This window comes from Kribbella qitaiheensis (genome assembly GCF_042657745.1).
Classification (GTDB): Bacteria; Actinomycetota; Actinomycetes; order Propionibacteriales; family Kribbellaceae; genus Kribbella; species Kribbella qitaiheensis.
Genome location: NZ_JBHSKE010000079.1, coordinates 76,945 through 93,059, shown reverse-complemented (window position 1 = coordinate 93,059; position 16,115 = coordinate 76,945). Strand labels below are relative to the sequence as shown.

The window sequence follows — 16,115 nt, the reverse complement described above, 5'->3', positions numbered from 1 at the left end:
TCAGCCCTTCGGCGCCAGGTCGATGCTCACCACGTCGGCCGGAGTGACAGAGCCCTTGGTCACCTGCTCTGCGTCGACCAGGGAGTCGATGATGCTCTGGACGCGGGTCGGGTTGACCTCGCCCAGCGCGCCGTTGAAGCCGTCGGGCTTCACGTACGGCTTCATCAACTGCAGTTCCTCGGTCGCCACCTGAAGGTCCGTGTTCGGCACGTACTTCTTCAGGATCGCGGCCGCCCCGGCCGGGTCGTCGATGGTGTCCTGCAGACCCTTGAGCAGCGCCCCGGTGAACTTCTTCACCTGGTCCGGGTGCTCCTTGGCCATATCCGTCCGGGTGATGATCGCGTTCCCGTACAGGTCCGGCAGCTTCTCGCCGTACGGCAGCACGACGGCCTTGCGCTTCTTGCTGTCGGCCTTCTCGACCAGCGGCACACCGACGACGAACTGACCGATCCCGTCGACCCGGCCGGACGCGAGCAGCGCCGGCAGACCCGGAGGCGGCGAGGGCACGAACTTGGTGTCCTTCGGCGGGATCCCGACGGCCTTCGCGTACAGCGGGAACATCACCGTGTTGGTCGACCCCGGCTGGTCACCGATCCGCTTGCCCGGCAGGTCCTGCGGGGTCTTGATGGAGCCACCCTCGAGCGCGACGATCGCGGCCAGAGACCGCTGGTGGACCATCCCGACCGTGGTCACCGGGAGCTTCTGCTTGCCCAGCGTGATCACGGTCGCGGTGAAGTCACCGATGCCGTAGTCGGCCTGGCCGCCGGCGACGAGCTTGAGCACGTCGACGGTACCGCTGCCCGGGTTGATGGTGACGTCGAAACCGGCGTCCTTGAAGTAGCCCTTTTCCTTCGCGACATAGGCATAGGCCTCGCGGCCGAAAGTGTTGAACGACGTCAGGTAGCTGACCTTCGTCAGTGATTCGTCCCCGTTCTGGCTGCCCGTGTCGCTGTCATTGCACGCGCTGACTCCAGCGAGTGCCATAACCGCCACCAGGGCGACGGCCGAACGTCTGAACCTCATACTTGGACCTCTCCTGTCCGATATTTGATCAAACATCAAATATGAAAGGGTGGTCAATCGACCCTCGGGGACTTCACAGTGTCTTTACGCACCGTACGGATCCCCTCAGAACCCGATTGCCGCCCGTCCTGGAGCCGTTTCCCCATGCCTGTCCGCACCCGGACGGGCATCCCGCCCCGACCACAGACCGTACCTGCCTGGACAGCAGATCGCGACGTTCCTGAGGACACAACGTGTTCGCCTTAGGACAAATTTGAGTAAACCGGCGATGTTCTGTGATCTCCGTCATGCAAACGCTCTCTCCTCCCGAGAACCCGCACCGGCCTCCCGGGACCACTCCGTACGCCGTACTCCGGGTCGGCGGTCATGCCGGAGAGGGAGGGGGCTCCCCCGGCCGAGGGAACTGGTCAGGACCGTCGGGCTGACAGGATGAACAGGTGGCGAACGTGCTGGTGCGCGGGTCGACGTACCTGCGCTGGGTCTACCTGCTGCTGGGTGCTGCCCTGGTGCTGGCGTTCATCCTGGTCGACAGCGCGCTGGTCTCCCTGGCGCAGGAGCTCGACCTGCCCGTCGTTCTGACCGGGATCCTGATCGCCGTCGTGGTGGTCGCGCCGCCCGTCGTACTGGGTGGGCTGCCGGCCGTCCGCGAGGTGGAGGGCATCGCCGTCGAGTCGTTGCTCGGTGTCCGCTTCGACGAGCAACCGCTCGGCCCAGCGCGTACCTGGGCCCAGCGCCGCCGGACCACCACCTGGTTCTGCCTGCACCTGGTCGCAGGTGGATTCGTCGGCGTGATCAGCACCTTCGTCTTCGGAGTCGGTGCGGTGTTGCTCGCGGCACCTTTCCGTTCAGCCGGCTCCCACGAAGTCGTCCCGGGAATCGACTACCAGGTCCGCGGCAGCTGGACCGATCTCTGGATGCCGCTCGCCTCGATCGTCGCGATCGCCCTCGTCTTCGTCCTGTCCGCCGCGATCGGATCACTGCTCGCCTACACCGCCCCGCGGGTGCTCGGCCCGACGCCGGCCGAGCGGATCGAACTGCTCGAGCGACGGACCGCGACACTTGCCGAGCGCAACCGTCTCGCCCGTGAGCTGCACGACAGCGTGGGCCACGCGCTCAGCCTCGTCACCATCCAGGCGGCCGCCGCGCGGCGCGTGCTCGCGACCGATCCGGCCTTCGCCGAGACCGCGCTGGCCGCGATGGAGACCTCGGCCCGTGCGGCGCTCGCGGACCTCGACCATGTGCTGGGCCTGCTCCGCGACGACCGCCGCCCAGGATCGCAGACCGCGCCACAGGCGACCCTGGGCAACCTGACCCGGCTCGTGGAGGCGACCCGCGCGGGCGGGATCACCGTCGAGGTCAAGCGCACCGGCGACCTCGACGAGTTGCCCGCGGCGGTCTCCCGCGAGGCGTACCGGATCGTCCAGGAAGGACTCACCAACGCGATCCGGCACGCCGGCCGGCCCGCCGACGAACTCACGGTCGACCTGTCGATCAACCTCGACAAGACCGGCCTGCTGCTGGAGCTGACCAACCCGGTCAGCGGTACCTCGGACCACTCGGGCGGCGGACGAGGGCTGGCCGGAATCCGCGAGAGGGTCGCCGTACTGCGCGGCACCGTCGAGGCGGGCCTGATCGCGGATCGATGGAGACTCGCGGTGACCCTGCCTGTCGCCGTCACGACGAAAGGATGACAGTGCAGATTTCGGTGGTCGTAGTGGACGACGAGCCGCTGATCCGCAGCGGCCTGCGCGCCATCATCGACGCGGAGCCCGACCTGTCCGTGGTCGGCGAGGCGGGTGATGGCGCCGAGGTGCTCCCGGTGGTGCGGCGGACGCGGCCGGACGTCGTACTGATGGACGTCCGGATGCCCGCGGTCGACGGCATCCAGGCCACCCGGCTGCTGCTCGACGGGCTCGACCCGGCGCCGCGCGTGCTGGTCGTCACTACCTTCGAGAACGACGACTACGTGTACGACGCGCTGCGGGCGGGGGCCTCGGGGTTCCTGCTGAAGCGGACTCCCCCGGACGACATCATCGCGGCGATCCGAACGGTCGCGGGCAGCGAGTCACTGCTGTTCCCGGAGGCGATCAGGTCACTGGCGCTGGCTCATGCGTCGACGGAGCAGCAGCCGAGCGGGCTGGAGAAGTATCAGTTGACGGATCGCGAGCAGGAGGTGCTGCGGTTGATGGCGCGCGGGCTGTCGAACGCGGAGATCGCCACTGAACTCATCCTCGGCGTGCAGACGATCAAGACCCATGTGGCGAACCTGCTCGCCAAACTAGGCGCCCGGGACCGCACCCAGGCGGTCATCCTGGCCTACGAATCCGGCTTCGTCCCCTTGCACTGAGTGCTGACCGGGACTCCGGGCTGATCAGGTTTCGGTGATGTCGATGGACTCGTCGGCGAGCTCGCAGGCGTTCTGGATCGGGTCGACCGCGTCGGCCTTCACCGCCACCCGCTGGAGCAGCATCCGGAAGATCAGCCGCTCACCCTCGTCGAGGCTGCCCAGCACGTCCCGCTCCGCCGCGGACAGCCGGCGCTCCAGGTCGCACAGAGTCTCCTTGCCCTGGTCGGTCGGCACGATCAGCCGCGCCCGGCGATCCGCCGGATCCGGCTGGCGCAGTACCAGGCCGGTCTTCTCCAGGTCGTCCAGCAGGTAGGTCATCACTGTCCGGTCGACGCCCAACTGCGCGGCCAGGTCGAGCTGCCGCTTCGGTCCTTCGGCGTTCGTCGTCGCCAGCACCTGGTAGCCCCGGGGACCGCCCGGGACGTCGTCCAGCGCGGCCGCGGCGGCCTTGGCGTACCGGCGGAAGACCACGCCGAGCGCCCAACCGAGGTCAGCCTCGACAGAAGTCGCGGTCGCTCCCCCGCCGCGCGGCTCGGGCACAGAACTGGTCATGAAACTCATCGTACGTGGTCTATGCCACCGGAAATACGATCTGGCTTGAATATGTTCTGCTAGACAGACTATCTTCGTGGAAGCTCATCATGAGCCTCGCCCCTGAATTGTTCCTGAGAGGAATCACATGACCACCCTCCTTCGCGTCGACGCCAGCATCCGGGTCGACGGATCCGTCAGCCGCGCGCTCGCCGACAGCGCCGAGGCCACCTGGAAGGCGGAGCACCCGGACGGCGTCGTGGTCCGTCGCGACCTGGGCAAGCACCCGATCCCGTCCGACGTCTGGCCCGCGGTCATCTCGGCCAACATGGGTCTCGACGGCGGCCCGGACGCGGACCGCGCGGAAGCCGCCGCGGCGGTGGCCGTGGCCAACGAGCTGTCGAGCGAACTGAAGAACGCGGACGCCGTGCTGCTCGCGGTACCGCTGTACAACTACGGCCTCTCCCAGCACGTGAAGACCTGGATCGATCTGCTGCTGGCCGACACCGAACTGGTCAGCGGCCCCGGCCCGGTCCAGGGCAAGCCGATCATCTTCACCCTCGCCCGCGGCGGCGGCTACGGCCCCGGCACTCCCCGCGAGGGCTGGGACCACGCCACGCCGTACCTGGAGCGCGTCTTCGGCGACATGTTCGGCATGGACGTCCGCCAGGCCGTCGCCGAGCTCACCCTGGCTCCGGTCACCCCGGCGATGGCCGAGCTGATCGACCAGTCCAAGGTCTCGGAGGAAGAGGCCCATTCCTCCGCCAAGGAGCACGCGGCCGACGTCGCCCGCGCCCTGACCGAAGCCGCCGCCTGACCTTCAGCCCCTCCTGACCTGGCAGGGGCTTGACGAGAGGTCTGACAGTGCCGTGCTCGAGCCGGCGCCGTTCAGGCAGCTCGCCAGATCGACAGCGTGACCGACAGAGTCACTTCCACCGGATCAGGCAGTACTGCGATCCGCTCCGTCAGCTCACCCGGCTCCGTGTGCCGCGCACTCGGTGTCATGGCGACCAGCCGCTCCACCGCTGGATGATCCAGTCGCATCACGGTCTCGACGGCCTCGCTGCCGATCTTCTCGAACGACCCGGCCAGCGACTCCGTCAACCGCCGCTCCTTCTCCTCATCCACCCGCACCATCCCCAGTACTCCGACCAGCTCGGCCAGGTGCGCCTGGTTCGGCGTCACCACGAGCAGGGATCCGCCGGGTGCCAGCACCCGCGTCATCTCCTCGGCGTTGCGCGGCGCGAACACATTGAGAATCACCTGCGCGGCGTCGTCCCGCAGCGGGATCTCCCGCCACGCGTCACAGATCACCGACCCCACGCGCGGGTGAACCTTCGCCGCGCGTCGAGCCGCATACCGCGACACGTCCAACGCCAGGCCCCAGCGCTCACTCCCATCCCCCACCACGCCGGCCAGGTAATACCCGGTGCCGGCCCCTACCTCGACGATCAAGTCCCCGCTCCCCGCAGTACCGGTCGCGAGCTCGGACAGGCGTTGGGTGGTATGGGTCCTGAGGGCGTTCAGGATCGGGGTGTAGTGGCCGGTGGAGAGGAAGGTGGTGCGGGCTTCGATCATCGGGGCCGAGTCGCCCTCGATGCCGGTTGATGCTGAGGGCAACAGGTTGAGGTAGCCCTGTTTCGCCAGGTCGTAGGAGTGCCCGCGCGGGCAGCTCGCAGTACGGGCGGTCAGTCCGAGGGGGTCGCCGCAGACGGGACAGCGCAGGGCGGAGACCAGTTCGGGGTGCACCCGGCGAGGTTATCCGTTGATGTCGCGGCTGGTCAGGCGTGCCCAGGCGGCCGCGTAGAAGACGGCCAGATAGGCAGCCTGGATCCAGAGGTTCCGCACAATCGCGTCCCAGTACGGCGGGTCGCGTAGCAGGTCGGCGAACGAGGTCCAGCCGTACATCAGCAGCCACGGGTGGATCACGTCGATCTGCGGGATCGCACCGAGGATACCGAGCACGATGAACGCGCCGAAGGTCGCCGCCATCGCGGCCAGCGGGGTCGAGGTCAGCGACGACACGAACAGGCCGATGCCCGCGAGCCCGAGCAGCGACAGGGCGATCAGGATCGCGATCCCGAAGGCGCGCAACAGGCCGTCGGCCAGCGACACCGTCGTGCCGGAGAGCAGGACGACGTCGCCCACCGGGAACAGCACCACGCCGGCGATCAACCCGGACAACCAGATCACCATCGTCGCGGTCAGGCAGAACACCCCGAGCGCGACCATCTTCGCCGCCAGCAGGCGGGAGCGTCCGGCCGGTGCGGTCAGCATGTTCCGCAGGGTGCCGAGGCTGGCCTCGCCGGCGAGCGACTCCCCCGACACGACCGTCACCGCGGTCGGCAGGAAGAACGGCAACGACAGCGCCAGGCTCGCGACGATCAGGAAGAACCCGTTGCCGGCGACCTGTCCGATGAAGCCCTCGGCACCGCCTTCGGAGCCGGACAACCTGATCGCCACTCCGACAAGTACCGGCACTCCCGCCAGGACAGCCAAGGTCACCCAGGTCCGCGCCCGCCCGAACACCAGATGCAACTCCGAAGCGAACAACGCCACCGCATGTCGCCCGGCACTCGGCCGCGCCGGAACAGCGCGGGTCACGGTCGTGGCGGTTTCACTCGGCGACATCGAAGCCTTCTCCGGTCAGGGCTACGAAGGCGTCTTCGAGGCTCGGGTGCTGGAGCCCGAAGGCGTGGATACGGACGTCGGCGGCGACGAGGGCCGCGGCGAGCTTGTCGATCGGGAGCTCGCCGGGATCGCCTTCGACGACATCCTCCTGCCTGCGGACATCGGTCAGGCCGAGGCTGGCCAGAGTCTTCTCGGCCTGCTGCGGATCCGGGGTACGGACGACCAGGCGCGGTCTCAGCTCGGAGCGGAGGTCGGCCATCGTGGACTGCCTCACGATCCGGCCCCGGCTCATCACCGCGGCGTGGGTGCAGAGCTGCTCGACCTCGGCCAGCAGGTGGGTCGAGGTGAAAATGGTGGTTCCGTCGCCAGCCAGGTCGCGGATCAGGTGGCGGACCTCACGGGTGCCCTGCGGGTCCAGACCATTGGTCGGCTCGTCGAGCACCAGCAGCTCGCGGCGCTGCATCAACGCCACTGCGATCGCCAGGCGCTGACGCATGCCGAGCGAGTACGCCCGGACCTTCTTGCCCGAGGCATTCGACAGTCCGACCCGCTCGAGCGCCTCGCCCGCGCGGGCCTTCCGGGTACGCGGATCGGCGGTACGGTCGGCGGCATCGAAGCGGAGCAGATTCGCCTGCCCGGTCCAGAACGGGTAGAACGCCGGTCCTTCGACCAGCGCGCCCACGCGCGGAAGCACGGACAGCTGAGCCTTCGGCATCGACTCCCCGAGCAACTGCACGGATCCCGAGGTCGGCGTGATCAGCCCCAGCAGCATCCGGATCGTCGTCGTCTTCCCCGACCCGTTCGGCCCGAGGAACCCGAAGATGCTGCCCGCCGGCACCTCCAGATCAATCGCATCCACAGCCACCTGCCCACCCCGGAACCGCTTCGTCAGCCCCCGAGTAACCACCGGCATCTCGACCTCGCCCGCGCTCGAGGCGCCGGGCATCGGCTCGGGGTTGCTCGGGGCAGGGTTGTCGGCGCCCGTGGGGTCGGGTGTCATGGCTGGGGCCCCCGTGGGTGGGTCGGCGGTGTCAGCGGGGGGCCTTGGCGGCGGCTGCCTGGAGGGTGTCCGGGGTGACCAGGCCGATGAAGACCCGACCGTCGTCGGTGATCAGGGCGCTGACCATCTTGGTGGTCAGTACCCGGCCCGAACCCCAGCTGCCCTGGACCGTCGGCGCCTTCGCGAGCAACTGGTCCAGCGGACCGTTCCCGGCCGGCACCTGTCCACGCACCATCACCACGCTGTCCCAGCCCTGCCCGATCACCGTCGGGTGGTCGCGGCCGGACCGCTCCGGCTTGGTGGGTGTGCCCTTCTTCGGCGTCGCCCGCGGCGTCACCTTCTTGTCCGGCGCGGCAGGCACGGTCTTCTCCGTCACCTTCACGCCCTTCGGCGGGGTGAACGCGAAGGTGCTCGCAGCCGGTACGTCGAAGGACACCGACGAGAAGCCCAGCTGGACCGCCGGGTCCTTGCCGGTCCGCGGCATCACCGTCACCTGCAGCGGGATCCAGGTCTTCGAGTCGACCGCAAGCGTCACCGAACCGACCGTGGTCTTGTCCGTCCGCGGAATCAGCCGCAGCTTGTACGCATCGCGGCCGGCCACGCTCTCCGTGCCGCTGACCTCGACCTTGGTGGACGGGTCGATCGCGGCGAGGAACTTCTTCGCGGCGGCCTGTGGGTCGTACGTCTCCTTCTCCGGCGCGACCTCCGGCTTGGCCGGGCGCGCGGGAAGGGTGATCTTGGCGGCTTCGCGCCGGGACGAGTCGTAGACCCAGGCGGTCTTGCCGTCGGTGGTGAGCACGCGCTCGGCCATGTCGTCGAGCACCGAGACCCGGGCCTTGTCCGGTCCGGCGAAAGCGACACGCGCGGTGTGGTCACCGGTCAGCAGGTCGAGGAACTGGTCGGCCTCGGGTGCCATCCCGGGCAGCGCCGGCAGACCGAGGTCCGTCGACGACGTCACCGTGCCGGACAGACCGTCCACCTTCGCGGTTTGCACCTTCGCAAGCAGGTCCTGCGCTGTGATCCCGGGCAGATCCGGAGAGGCGTCGGCGACGACCGGCCCGAGCGCCCCCACGCCTGCAACCACCGCGACTGCCGTGACCGGCACCAACCACCGTCGACCGCGCTGCGCTACACCCATGCTTATAAGACTCGCACTGCCGACACCGCGAACCAAGGCCCTCAGGGTTCGTTCACCCAAAAGAGTGACCCTGTACTACGACGTCCGCGGTACTCCGGACCAGCGGAGTACCGCGGACGTCGTCACAGCACGTAGCAGCCGGTTCAGCGGCTCTGCAGCGTGATCAGCGGCCCTGGAGAGCGTCCAGGGCCACCGTCATCGCCGCCGCGGCCCGGAAGTCGAGCCGCGGATCCGACACTTTGACGTGGTACCGGTCCCGCAGGGAGATCTTCCGCTCGACCGACATCACGTGCTGACCGGAGCTGCGGTCGGTGAAGTCGAAGTGGAAGATGAAGGGAATCGGGATCTCCCCGATGAACGGGACGAACTCCCAGATCCGCCGGACGGCCGCGATGGTCGGGTTCCGCTCGGTGCCGTCCGCCTGGATGCCGTCGGTGGCGAGCTGCCAGCTGGATCGCAGCAGGCTCTTGCCGAACTCCTTCTTGAACCAGCCGATCGCCTGGCCGCTCGCGTCGAACACGTCGTACCCCGAGCTCAGGTCGAGCCGCTTGCGCGCCTTGAACGAGAACACCACCCGCGACTTCGTGTCGTCGGTGTAGAAGGTGACCTCTTCCTTGAACGCCATCCGCTTCTGCTGCGCGAACGCGAGCAACGGACCGTCGGTACCGTCCGGGTTGGTGGCGATCAGCTCGTACTTGTTCGCCATCATCGTGATCCGCTGCAGCATCGAGAACGCGGGCACGTACATGGGTGCTTGGCCTTGCGGTGGAACGGTCATGCGGAGGAGTGTGACACCTCTCCGACTCCATCCGAACCCTTCACCGAGACTCCACACGCCAGTCCACCCAGGAATATCCCGCGTGCGAGCCCTTCAGTGATGTCCGAGGGCTCTACGACTTCCACAACGATCTCGGCTACGCCCTGCGGCGCCAGGTCTCTCGCCACCTCGACGCCGAGCTCCACAGCCTCGTCGACAGTCCGCGCAGGCCGCCACAAGACCCCGAAGTCAGCAGCCGGCTTCTCAGCCCCCACCCGTACTACGAGTCCGTCCGCCCGCCGCAAGTACTCCGCTCCGTCCGCGCCATCAACCACAGCCAGATGCACCGACTGCTCACCGGCAACAGCCCGTACTGCGGACCCGGCGCGCGCGGCGTCCTCCGCGATCACGGCTGAAGGTTGCTCGCCCGGAAGGCCGCGACTCCCCCAAGCCTCCTGGTGCACGGCCCAGGAGAGTGGTCGCCGAGCAGCCCACCCCGATCTCACCAACTCCGGCGCACCGGCGAACTCCTCGACGTGCCCGACACACAGGTAGCCCACCAACTCCACGTGCCCCGGCAGATCCAGGACCGCACCGACCTCTCCCGGCTCGAAGAAGGACACCCAGCCGACTCCCAGACCTTCAGCCCGCGCCGCGAGCCACAGGTTCTGGACCGCGATCGCCACCGAGAACCAGGTGGTCCGCGGGTCCGCGTGTCGGCCGAGTACGTGCCGGCCGCCGCGTCCCGCATCGCAGGTGACGGCGATGTTCAGCGGTGTGTCGAGGATCGCCTCGATCTTCAGCCCGTCGAAGGCGGATCGCCGCCCGGCAGGCAGCGACGCCGCAAATGCGTCCCGCTGAGCCGTAGCGAGATCGTGCACCTTCCGACGCGTCGCGATGTCGCGGATCAGGACGAAGTCCCAGGGCTGGCTCAGTCCCACGCTCGGCGCGCGATGTGCCGACTCCAGCACCCTCGTGAGCACGTCGTCCGCGATCGGTCGGTCAAGGAAGCCCCGCCGAACGTCACGCCGCTCCGCCAGCACCCGGTGCACGACATCGCGATCCCCTACCGCGTAGCCCGGTGCTGCCGGTGTCTGGTCATCCGGGAGCCTCCCCACGGCCACTGTTGCTCGCGTTGACCTCTGCTTCGGCACTAGGAGCTCCGCGCCACTCAGGATGACCGCGGCCTCGGCGACGCTCGCAGTACCGGCTAGTTGGTCGACGTGGTCGCTGGGAGTGGGCACAGGTTGTTGCGACAGCTCTAGTGCTGTTGCTGTGAACAGGGAGGCGCCTAGGGACGCGACTAGCCGCTGTAGGCCCGGCTCAGCTTCGCGGCCGTCCACGGTGACCACCTGGGTGACGTCCCGTGGCTCGAGCCCGGCCAGTGCGGAGTCCACCAGGTCTCGGAGCTCCCTGTACGACGTACCGGTGCGGAGGCCGATCCCTACGACCAGGCTCACTTGTCCAACCCCGCATGAACTCGGGCGGCGGCCACGAACCTCGCCGGCACGTCTGGAGTCGCTGTCCAGTGCAGATGCAGGTACGACGCGTGGATACGCTCGCGGCTGAGGCCTTCCTGCTTGCCGCCCGGGAGATACCAGGCGGAGCTCCAGTCGTGGTCATCGTCGACTTGCACGGACGTGCGGTGGAACTCGTGACCGCGCACCCGGCGTCCTTCGTCGAAGAAGGCCGTGGTGTTCGCGGCGACTGCCGTGCGGTAGCCCAGCGTCAGGCTGCTCGTCATCTGTGCGGTGGCCGGCAGGACGCCGGTCATCTGGTGCCCGTCGAGCTCCCGGCAGAGGTAGAGGAGCCCGGCGCACTCCGCGACCACCGGCAGCCCGGCGGCGACCTCGCTGGCTACCCGCTCACGGAGTACTGCGTTGTCGGACAGGGCCTCGGCATGCATCTCGGGGAACCCGCCGCCGAGATAGAGTGCGGAAGTTGCCTCGGGCAAGGACTCGTGCAGTGGGTCGAAGGTCACCACTTCGGCGCCGGCGGCGACTAGGAGCTCGGCCGTCTCGGTGTACCGGAACGAGAACACCTGCCCACCGGCCACCGCGATCACCGGCCGTCGACCCTCTTGCGCCATGGTCACTTCGGCTGACGGATCCCAAGCAGTGACCTCGATGGGGGCGGCAGCACGCGCGGCCGCGACGAACGCCTCCAGGTCGACGCCTTGGCGGACCAGCTCCGCAGCCGCACCGACTGCTGCCTCGGCCTGTTCCCGCTGTTCGTCCGCCGGGATCAGCCCGAGGTGGCGGCTCGGGACGGTCAGGCGGGTGTCGCGCCGCAGTACGCCCAGCACCGGTACGCCGGTCGGGGCGACGCCGGCCCGCACCTCGGCCTCGTGCCGATCGGAGCCGACCTTGTTCAGGATCACTCCGACGATCCGCACGCCGGTGTCGAAGGCGACGAATCCCTGCACAACGGCTCCGACACTGCGACCCGCGGCAGAAGCGTCGACGACCAGCACGACAGGGGCTTCGAGCAACTTCGAGACGTGCGCGGTGGACGCGTAGCCCTCGGTGCCCAGAGCACCGTCGTACAGGCCCATCACACCTTCGACCACCGCGAGGTCCGCACCGGCGGAACCGTGCGCGAACAGCGGCGCGACCCGCTCCTCACCGGACAGCATCGGATCGAGGTTGCGCCCGGGCCGACCGGTCGCCACGGCATGGAATCCGGGGTCGATGTAATCGGGTCCGACCTTGAACCCCGCGACCGTGTGACCAGCGCGCCGCAAGGCCGCCATCAGTCCGACGGCGACGGTGGTTTTCCCCGCACCAGAGGAAGGAGCGGCAACCACGATCCGCGGAAGCAGCCGCGTCGGGTCGGTCACCACTCGATGCCCTTCTGGCCCTTCTGGCCGGCGTCCATGGGGTGCTTGACCTTCGTCATCTCGGTGACCAGGTCGGCGGCGTCGAGCAGCCGCTGGTCCGCGTTCCGGCCGGTGATCACGACGTACTGGTGACCCGGGCGCGAGGTCAGCGTGTCGACCACCTCGTCGACGTCGACCCAGCCCCATTTCATCGGATACGTGAACTCGTCCAGCACATAGAGGTCGTGCGCCTCGGCCGCGATCCGGCGCTGGATCTCGCGCCAGCCCTCGAGCGCGTCCGCGGCGTGGTCCTCCTCGGTGCCGGCCTTGCGCGACCAACTCCAGCCCTCGCCCATCTTGTGCCACTCGACTGGCCCGCCCTGACCGGTCGACTCGTGCACCTGCCCGAGCGTCTTGAACGCGCTCTCCTCGCCGACCTTCCACTTCGCGCTCTTGACGAACTGGAAGACCCCGATGTTCCAGCCCTGGTTCCAGCCGCGCAGCGCCATCCCGAAGGCCGCGGTCGACTTCCCCTTCATCTCCCCGGTGTGCACCATCAGCAGCGGCCGGTTGCGGCGCTGCCGGGTGGTCAGCCCGTCCTGCGGTACGACGCTCGGCTGTCCCTGCGGCATCAGGCGGCCCTCCGATCGGTGACGGCGCGCACCAGGTTGCCTGCGGCAACTTCGCCGAGATCGAGGTACTCCGCGCCGAGGTCGGCGGCCAGTTCCGCCGCGAGGCCGAGCCGGACTCCCCGGCGTGGCTCGCAGTCCACCACCACCGACGCGATCCCCCGCTGCCCGATCCAGCCGGCGGCCCGCCGCGCCTTGGCGAACGCGTGGTCCCCCGAGGTCGCGCGGCCGTCGGTGACGAGCACCAGCAAGGGCCGTCTGCGGGGGTCACGGATCGCGGCGATCCGCAGTACCTCGGCGGCTTGCAGGAGGCCCTCGGCGAGCGGGGTGCGACCACCTGTCGGCAGGGACTCCAAGCGCCGTACCGCGGTCTCGACGCTGCCGGTCGGTGGCAGGGCGACGGTGGCATCGGCACCCGCGAAGGTGACCAGGCCGACGGTGTCGCGGCGCTGGTAGGCGTCGAGCAGCAGGGACACGATCGCGGTCTTGACCTCGCCCATCCGCTTCCTCGTGCCCATCGAGCCGGACGCGTCCACGCAGAACAACACCAGGTTGCCTTCGCGGCCCTCGCGGACAGCCAGCCGTACGTCGGAGGTCCGCACCGCGAGGCCGGGTCCGGAACGGCCGCGGGCGTGCTGGTGGGGTGCAGCCGAGCGGATCGTCGCGAGCAGGTGCGGGCGACCGGCTTCCCGGCCGACGCGAGCACGGTCGCCGACGACGCGGCCGACCTCGGTGAGCGCCCGGGATCTGCGACCGGCGACACCGGCACCTGCGGCCTGGACGCTCAGCAGGCGAGCCTTATAGGGCTCGGAACTCCCCGCGACCTGGCCGCTCGGAGCCGGACCGGGAGCGCTCTCCGCGTTCTCGTTCGGCTCTCCGGAGAGCTCAGGCTGCTCGCCGCTGTCGTCCTGACCGCCGTCGTTCTGACCGTCGTCCGGGCTCCCACCACCATCGGGGCCACCGCCATCAGGGCCGTCGCCGTCGGGATCGTCGTCGGGATCCGGCTCGGGCGGAGTGCTGTCCTTGATCGCCTCTTCGAGCTGCTCGTCGTCCAGACCGGGTGCGTCGAAGGGGTTGCGGCGCTTGCGGTGTGGCAGCGCCAGCTTCGCCGCGGCGCGGACGTCCTCCACCTCGACCACGGTACGACCGGACCAGGCCGCGTGGGCGACCGCCGTACGGGCTGTGACCAGGTCGGCCCGCATGCCGTCGACGTCGAACGAGGCGCAGATCTCGGCGATCTGCCGGAGCGCGGAGTCAGTCAGGATCACGTCGGGCAGCAACGACTTCGCCTTCAGGATCCGCTCGGCCAGCTCGCGCTGCGCGCCGTCGTACCGGCGGACGAACGCGGCCGGATCCGCCTCGTAGGTCAGCCGCGCGCGCATCACCTCGACCCGTACCGCGGGGTCCCGGCTGGCGACCACGTCGACGGTCAGGCCGAACCGGTCGAGCAACTGCGGCCGGAGCTCGCCTTCCTCGGGGTTCATCGTGCCGACCAGCACGAACCTCGCAGGGTGAGTGATCGAGACCCCGTCCCGCTCGACGGTCGCCTGGCCCATCGCCGCGGCATCCAGCAGTACGTCGACCAGGTGGTCGTGCAGCAGGTTGACCTCGTCGACGTACAGGAGTCCGCGGTGCGCGGCAGCGAGCAGGCCGGGCTCGTAGACCGTGACACCTTCGGAGAGCGCTCGCTCGAGATGCAACGAGCCGAGCACTCGGTCCTCGGTGGCTCCGACAGGCAGTTCCACCAGTCGCGCCGCACGGGAGATCCCATCAGGCATGGGGTGCGGGCCGTCGGGGCAGGTCGGGTCGGGGGTAGCCGGGTCGCAGGAGAAGCGGCAGCCGTCCACTACGTCGACGGGCGGCAGGATCTCGGTGAGAGCGCGAACCGCGGTCGACTTGGCGGTGCCCTTCTCACCACGGATCAGCACCCCACCGATCGCCGGCGACACCGCCGCCAGGATCAACGCGAGCTGCAGGTCCTCCATCCCGACCACAGCTGTGAACGGAAACCCCGTCGACACGGCGGATCTCTGGGTCACGCCCGCGGGGGAACCCGGGTGCGCCCTCACCGTGGAGGCCTGGGCGGGGTCGCGATGGCGCCCTGGGCGGGAGTGGGGTGGTTGGGTCGAGCTGACCGCATCGGCGGTGAATCCCTTCGTCCTGCGGGTGTCCACGCCCGCTTCGGCACCTGGCACGCCGGGATCGCGGAGGGCGCTCCCTGGCGGACGGCCGCGGATGTCCTGGCTTCCGGGCCAAGACCCGGTCACAGTGGCGGGACCGCCCCGGAATCCAGCCCTTGCGGGACTGTCACCGGTGTTCCTCCGCTGCCGTCCTGGCGATCATTCCACACCTGTCCGGTGGACCCGTCAGCCAAACGGAAACCAGCGACGTAGTCAGATGCTGGAGGGGTCGGCGACAGGGTTGGCCGCCGAGGAAGCGGTGGTCGGTGGTCTGCGCTGGAATCAGTTGCCGGAGAGGCGGTCTGTCAGGTAGTCGGCGGAGGTGCCGTCGGGGACTTCGCTGATGCCTTGGATTCGGGTGACGGTGACATAGCCGGCGGCCAGGAGGGCCTCGTCGGTGTCGGGCTCGGGGGCTGCGGTCGGCGGCTGGAGGATGACCATCGGATCACCCGTCTCCGCGGTCGTCCCGGCGATCTTCGAGCGGTCGATCGGCGCCAGCCGAGCCTGCTGGAAGCCCTTCAACTCGTCCAGCGGCCGATCCGGCACGTTGATCGTCACGACCGTGCCCGCAGGCTGCTCCACGAGCCACCCCAGCGCCTCGGCCGCGACCGTGCCCGCCGTCGCGAAGTACTCCGGTCGCTCGCCCTCGATGCTGACCGCGATCCCCGACATCCCCTGCGTCGCTCCGGTGAGCGCGGCGGCGACCGTGCCCGAGTGCAGGATCGGTACGCCGATGTTGTGGCCGCGGTTGATCCCCGAGACAACCACGTCCGGTGAGTCGCCGAACGCCCCGACCCGCGCCAGTGTCACCGCCAGCGCGGGAGTCCCAGCGATGCCGATGTAGGTGATCCCGTCCTCGTCCTCGCGCACCGTCTCGATCGGCCGGCCGACCATCCCGGCGCGGGCCGATCCGACCCCGCTCTGGTCGTCCAGCGGCGCAACAACGACCACGTCATGGCCGAGCCGGGCGATCGCCGGCGCGAGCGCCCGGATCCCCGCCGCCTGGAAGCCGTCGTCATTGGTGATCAGGACTCTCAGCCGCTCAGACGCCATACCGATAC

General features: G+C 69.1%; 15 protein-coding genes and 1 riboswitch. Of the genes, 3 read left to right on the top strand and 12 right to left on the bottom strand.

Translation table 11 applies throughout. The features are described 5' to 3' along the window. Entirely contained in the window at positions 1–1,023 is a 1,023-nt protein-coding gene (locus ACFPJ1_RS41440) for an ABC transporter substrate-binding protein (RefSeq protein WP_380111892.1), read from the bottom strand. Positions 1,024–1,460: 437 nt separating this feature from the next. On the opposite strand from ACFPJ1_RS41440, the gene ACFPJ1_RS41435 reads away from it, so the two are divergent. Together ACFPJ1_RS41435 and ACFPJ1_RS41430 are read left to right on the top strand one after the other, a co-directional pair. Continuing rightward, positions 1,461–2,714: a sensor histidine kinase gene (locus ACFPJ1_RS41435; RefSeq protein ID WP_380111891.1), complete on the top strand. Its 1,254-nt coding sequence runs from the start codon at positions 1,461–1,463 to the stop codon at positions 2,712–2,714. Beyond that, positions 2,711–3,370 (top strand): response regulator transcription factor, encoded by a 660-nt coding sequence (locus tag ACFPJ1_RS41430; protein WP_380111890.1) that lies wholly within the window; start codon positions 2,711–2,713, stop codon positions 3,368–3,370. The genes ACFPJ1_RS41435 and ACFPJ1_RS41430 overlap by 4 nt, the downstream gene beginning before the upstream one ends. Positions 3,371–3,394: 24 nt before the next feature. On the opposite strand, the gene ACFPJ1_RS41425 is transcribed toward ACFPJ1_RS41430, so the two are convergent. Beyond that, a complete protein-coding gene (locus tag ACFPJ1_RS41425) occupies positions 3,395–3,922 on the bottom strand; it encodes a MarR family winged helix-turn-helix transcriptional regulator (RefSeq protein WP_380111889.1) in 528 nt (175 codons plus the stop codon). A gap of 127 nt (positions 3,923–4,049) precedes the next feature. Between ACFPJ1_RS41425 and ACFPJ1_RS41420 the strand changes: the two genes are divergently transcribed. Next, positions 4,050–4,718 carry an FMN-dependent NADH-azoreductase gene (locus ACFPJ1_RS41420; RefSeq protein WP_380111888.1) on the top strand — a complete coding sequence of 223 codons (669 nt, stop codon included), beginning with the start codon at positions 4,050–4,052 and terminating at the stop codon, positions 4,716–4,718. A gap of 71 nt (positions 4,719–4,789) precedes the next feature. Here the strand turns inward: ACFPJ1_RS41420 and ACFPJ1_RS41415 are convergent, their stop codons facing one another. From ACFPJ1_RS41415 to surE, 10 genes are all read right to left on the bottom strand, one after another. After that, entirely contained in the window at positions 4,790–5,650 is an 861-nt protein-coding gene (locus tag ACFPJ1_RS41415) for a putative RNA methyltransferase (protein ID WP_380111887.1), read from the bottom strand. 9 nt (positions 5,651–5,659) lie between these two features. Next, positions 5,660–6,532, bottom strand: a complete 873-nt coding sequence (locus ACFPJ1_RS41410) for an ABC transporter permease (protein WP_380111886.1) — start codon at positions 6,530–6,532, stop codon at positions 5,660–5,662. Continuing rightward, positions 6,519–7,532, bottom strand: a complete 1,014-nt coding sequence (locus ACFPJ1_RS41405; protein WP_380111885.1) for an ABC transporter ATP-binding protein — start codon at positions 7,530–7,532, stop codon at positions 6,519–6,521. The genes ACFPJ1_RS41410 and ACFPJ1_RS41405 overlap by 14 nt, the downstream gene beginning before the upstream one ends. A gap of 31 nt (positions 7,533–7,563) precedes the next feature. Then, entirely contained in the window at positions 7,564–8,670 is a 1,107-nt protein-coding gene (locus ACFPJ1_RS41400) for a LolA family protein (RefSeq protein WP_380111884.1), read from the bottom strand. Positions 8,671–8,833: 163 nt separating this feature from the next. After that, the gene (locus ACFPJ1_RS41395) at positions 8,834–9,448 is read right to left on the bottom strand and encodes an LURP-one-related family protein (RefSeq protein ID WP_380111882.1); all 615 of its coding nucleotides are present in this window, start codon (positions 9,446–9,448) and stop codon (positions 8,834–8,836) included. Next, a complete protein-coding gene (bluB, locus tag ACFPJ1_RS41390) occupies positions 9,445–10,887 on the bottom strand; it encodes a 5,6-dimethylbenzimidazole synthase (RefSeq protein ID WP_380111881.1) in 1,443 nt (480 codons plus the stop codon). Before bluB ends, ACFPJ1_RS41395 begins: the two co-directional genes overlap by 4 nt. Next, complete coding sequence (locus tag ACFPJ1_RS41385) at positions 10,884–12,266, bottom strand: cobyrinate a,c-diamide synthase (protein WP_380111879.1); 1,383 nt, start codon at positions 12,264–12,266, stop codon at positions 10,884–10,886. Before ACFPJ1_RS41385 ends, bluB begins: the two co-directional genes overlap by 4 nt. After that, positions 12,263–12,877 (bottom strand): cob(I)yrinic acid a,c-diamide adenosyltransferase, encoded by a 615-nt coding sequence (cobO, locus tag ACFPJ1_RS41380; RefSeq protein WP_380111878.1) that lies wholly within the window; start codon positions 12,875–12,877, stop codon positions 12,263–12,265. Before cobO ends, ACFPJ1_RS41385 begins: the two co-directional genes overlap by 4 nt. Then, positions 12,877–14,895 carry a putative cobaltochelatase gene (locus tag ACFPJ1_RS41375; RefSeq protein ID WP_380111877.1) on the bottom strand — a complete coding sequence of 673 codons (2,019 nt, stop codon included), beginning with the start codon at positions 14,893–14,895 and terminating at the stop codon, positions 12,877–12,879. Before ACFPJ1_RS41375 ends, cobO begins: the two co-directional genes overlap by 1 nt. Positions 14,896–15,084: 189 nt before the next feature. Then, a riboswitch (cobalamin riboswitch) is annotated at positions 15,085–15,257 on the bottom strand. A 79-nt stretch (positions 15,258–15,336) separates the two neighbouring features. After that, positions 15,337–16,107 (bottom strand): 5'/3'-nucleotidase SurE, encoded by a 771-nt coding sequence (gene surE, locus ACFPJ1_RS41370; RefSeq protein WP_380111876.1) that lies wholly within the window; start codon positions 16,105–16,107, stop codon positions 15,337–15,339. Positions 16,108–16,115 lie beyond the last annotated feature (8 nt).

What these genes read in the sequence shown, in the direction of transcription:
- ACFPJ1_RS41410 (WP_380111886.1), bottom strand. Translation starts at nt 6,532, where the DNA reads ATGTCGCCGAGTGAAACCGCCACGACCGTGACCCGCGCTGTTCCGGCG.
- ACFPJ1_RS41400 (WP_380111884.1), bottom strand. Translation starts at nt 8,670, where the DNA reads ATGGGTGTAGCGCAGCGCGGTCGACGGTGGTTGGTGCCGGTCACGGCA.
- ACFPJ1_RS41425 (WP_380111889.1), bottom strand. Translation starts at nt 3,922, where the DNA reads ATGACCAGTTCTGTGCCCGAGCCGCGCGGCGGGGGAGCGACCGCGACT.
- ACFPJ1_RS41440 (WP_380111892.1), bottom strand. Translation starts at nt 1,023, where the DNA reads ATGAGGTTCAGACGTTCGGCCGTCGCCCTGGTGGCGGTTATGGCACTC.
- surE (WP_380111876.1), bottom strand. Translation starts at nt 16,107, where the DNA reads ATGGCGTCTGAGCGGCTGAGAGTCCTGATCACCAATGACGACGGCTTC.
- ACFPJ1_RS41405 (WP_380111885.1), bottom strand. Translation starts at nt 7,532, where the DNA reads ATGACACCCGACCCCACGGGCGCCGACAACCCTGCCCCGAGCAACCCC.
- ACFPJ1_RS41395 (WP_380111882.1), bottom strand. Translation starts at nt 9,448, where the DNA reads ATGACCGTTCCACCGCAAGGCCAAGCACCCATGTACGTGCCCGCGTTC.
- cobO (WP_380111878.1), bottom strand. Translation starts at nt 12,877, where the DNA reads ATGCCGCAGGGACAGCCGAGCGTCGTACCGCAGGACGGGCTGACCACC.
- ACFPJ1_RS41420 (WP_380111888.1), top strand. Translation starts at nt 4,050, where the DNA reads ATGACCACCCTCCTTCGCGTCGACGCCAGCATCCGGGTCGACGGATCC.
- ACFPJ1_RS41430 (WP_380111890.1), top strand. Translation starts at nt 2,711, where the DNA reads ATGACAGTGCAGATTTCGGTGGTCGTAGTGGACGACGAGCCGCTGATC.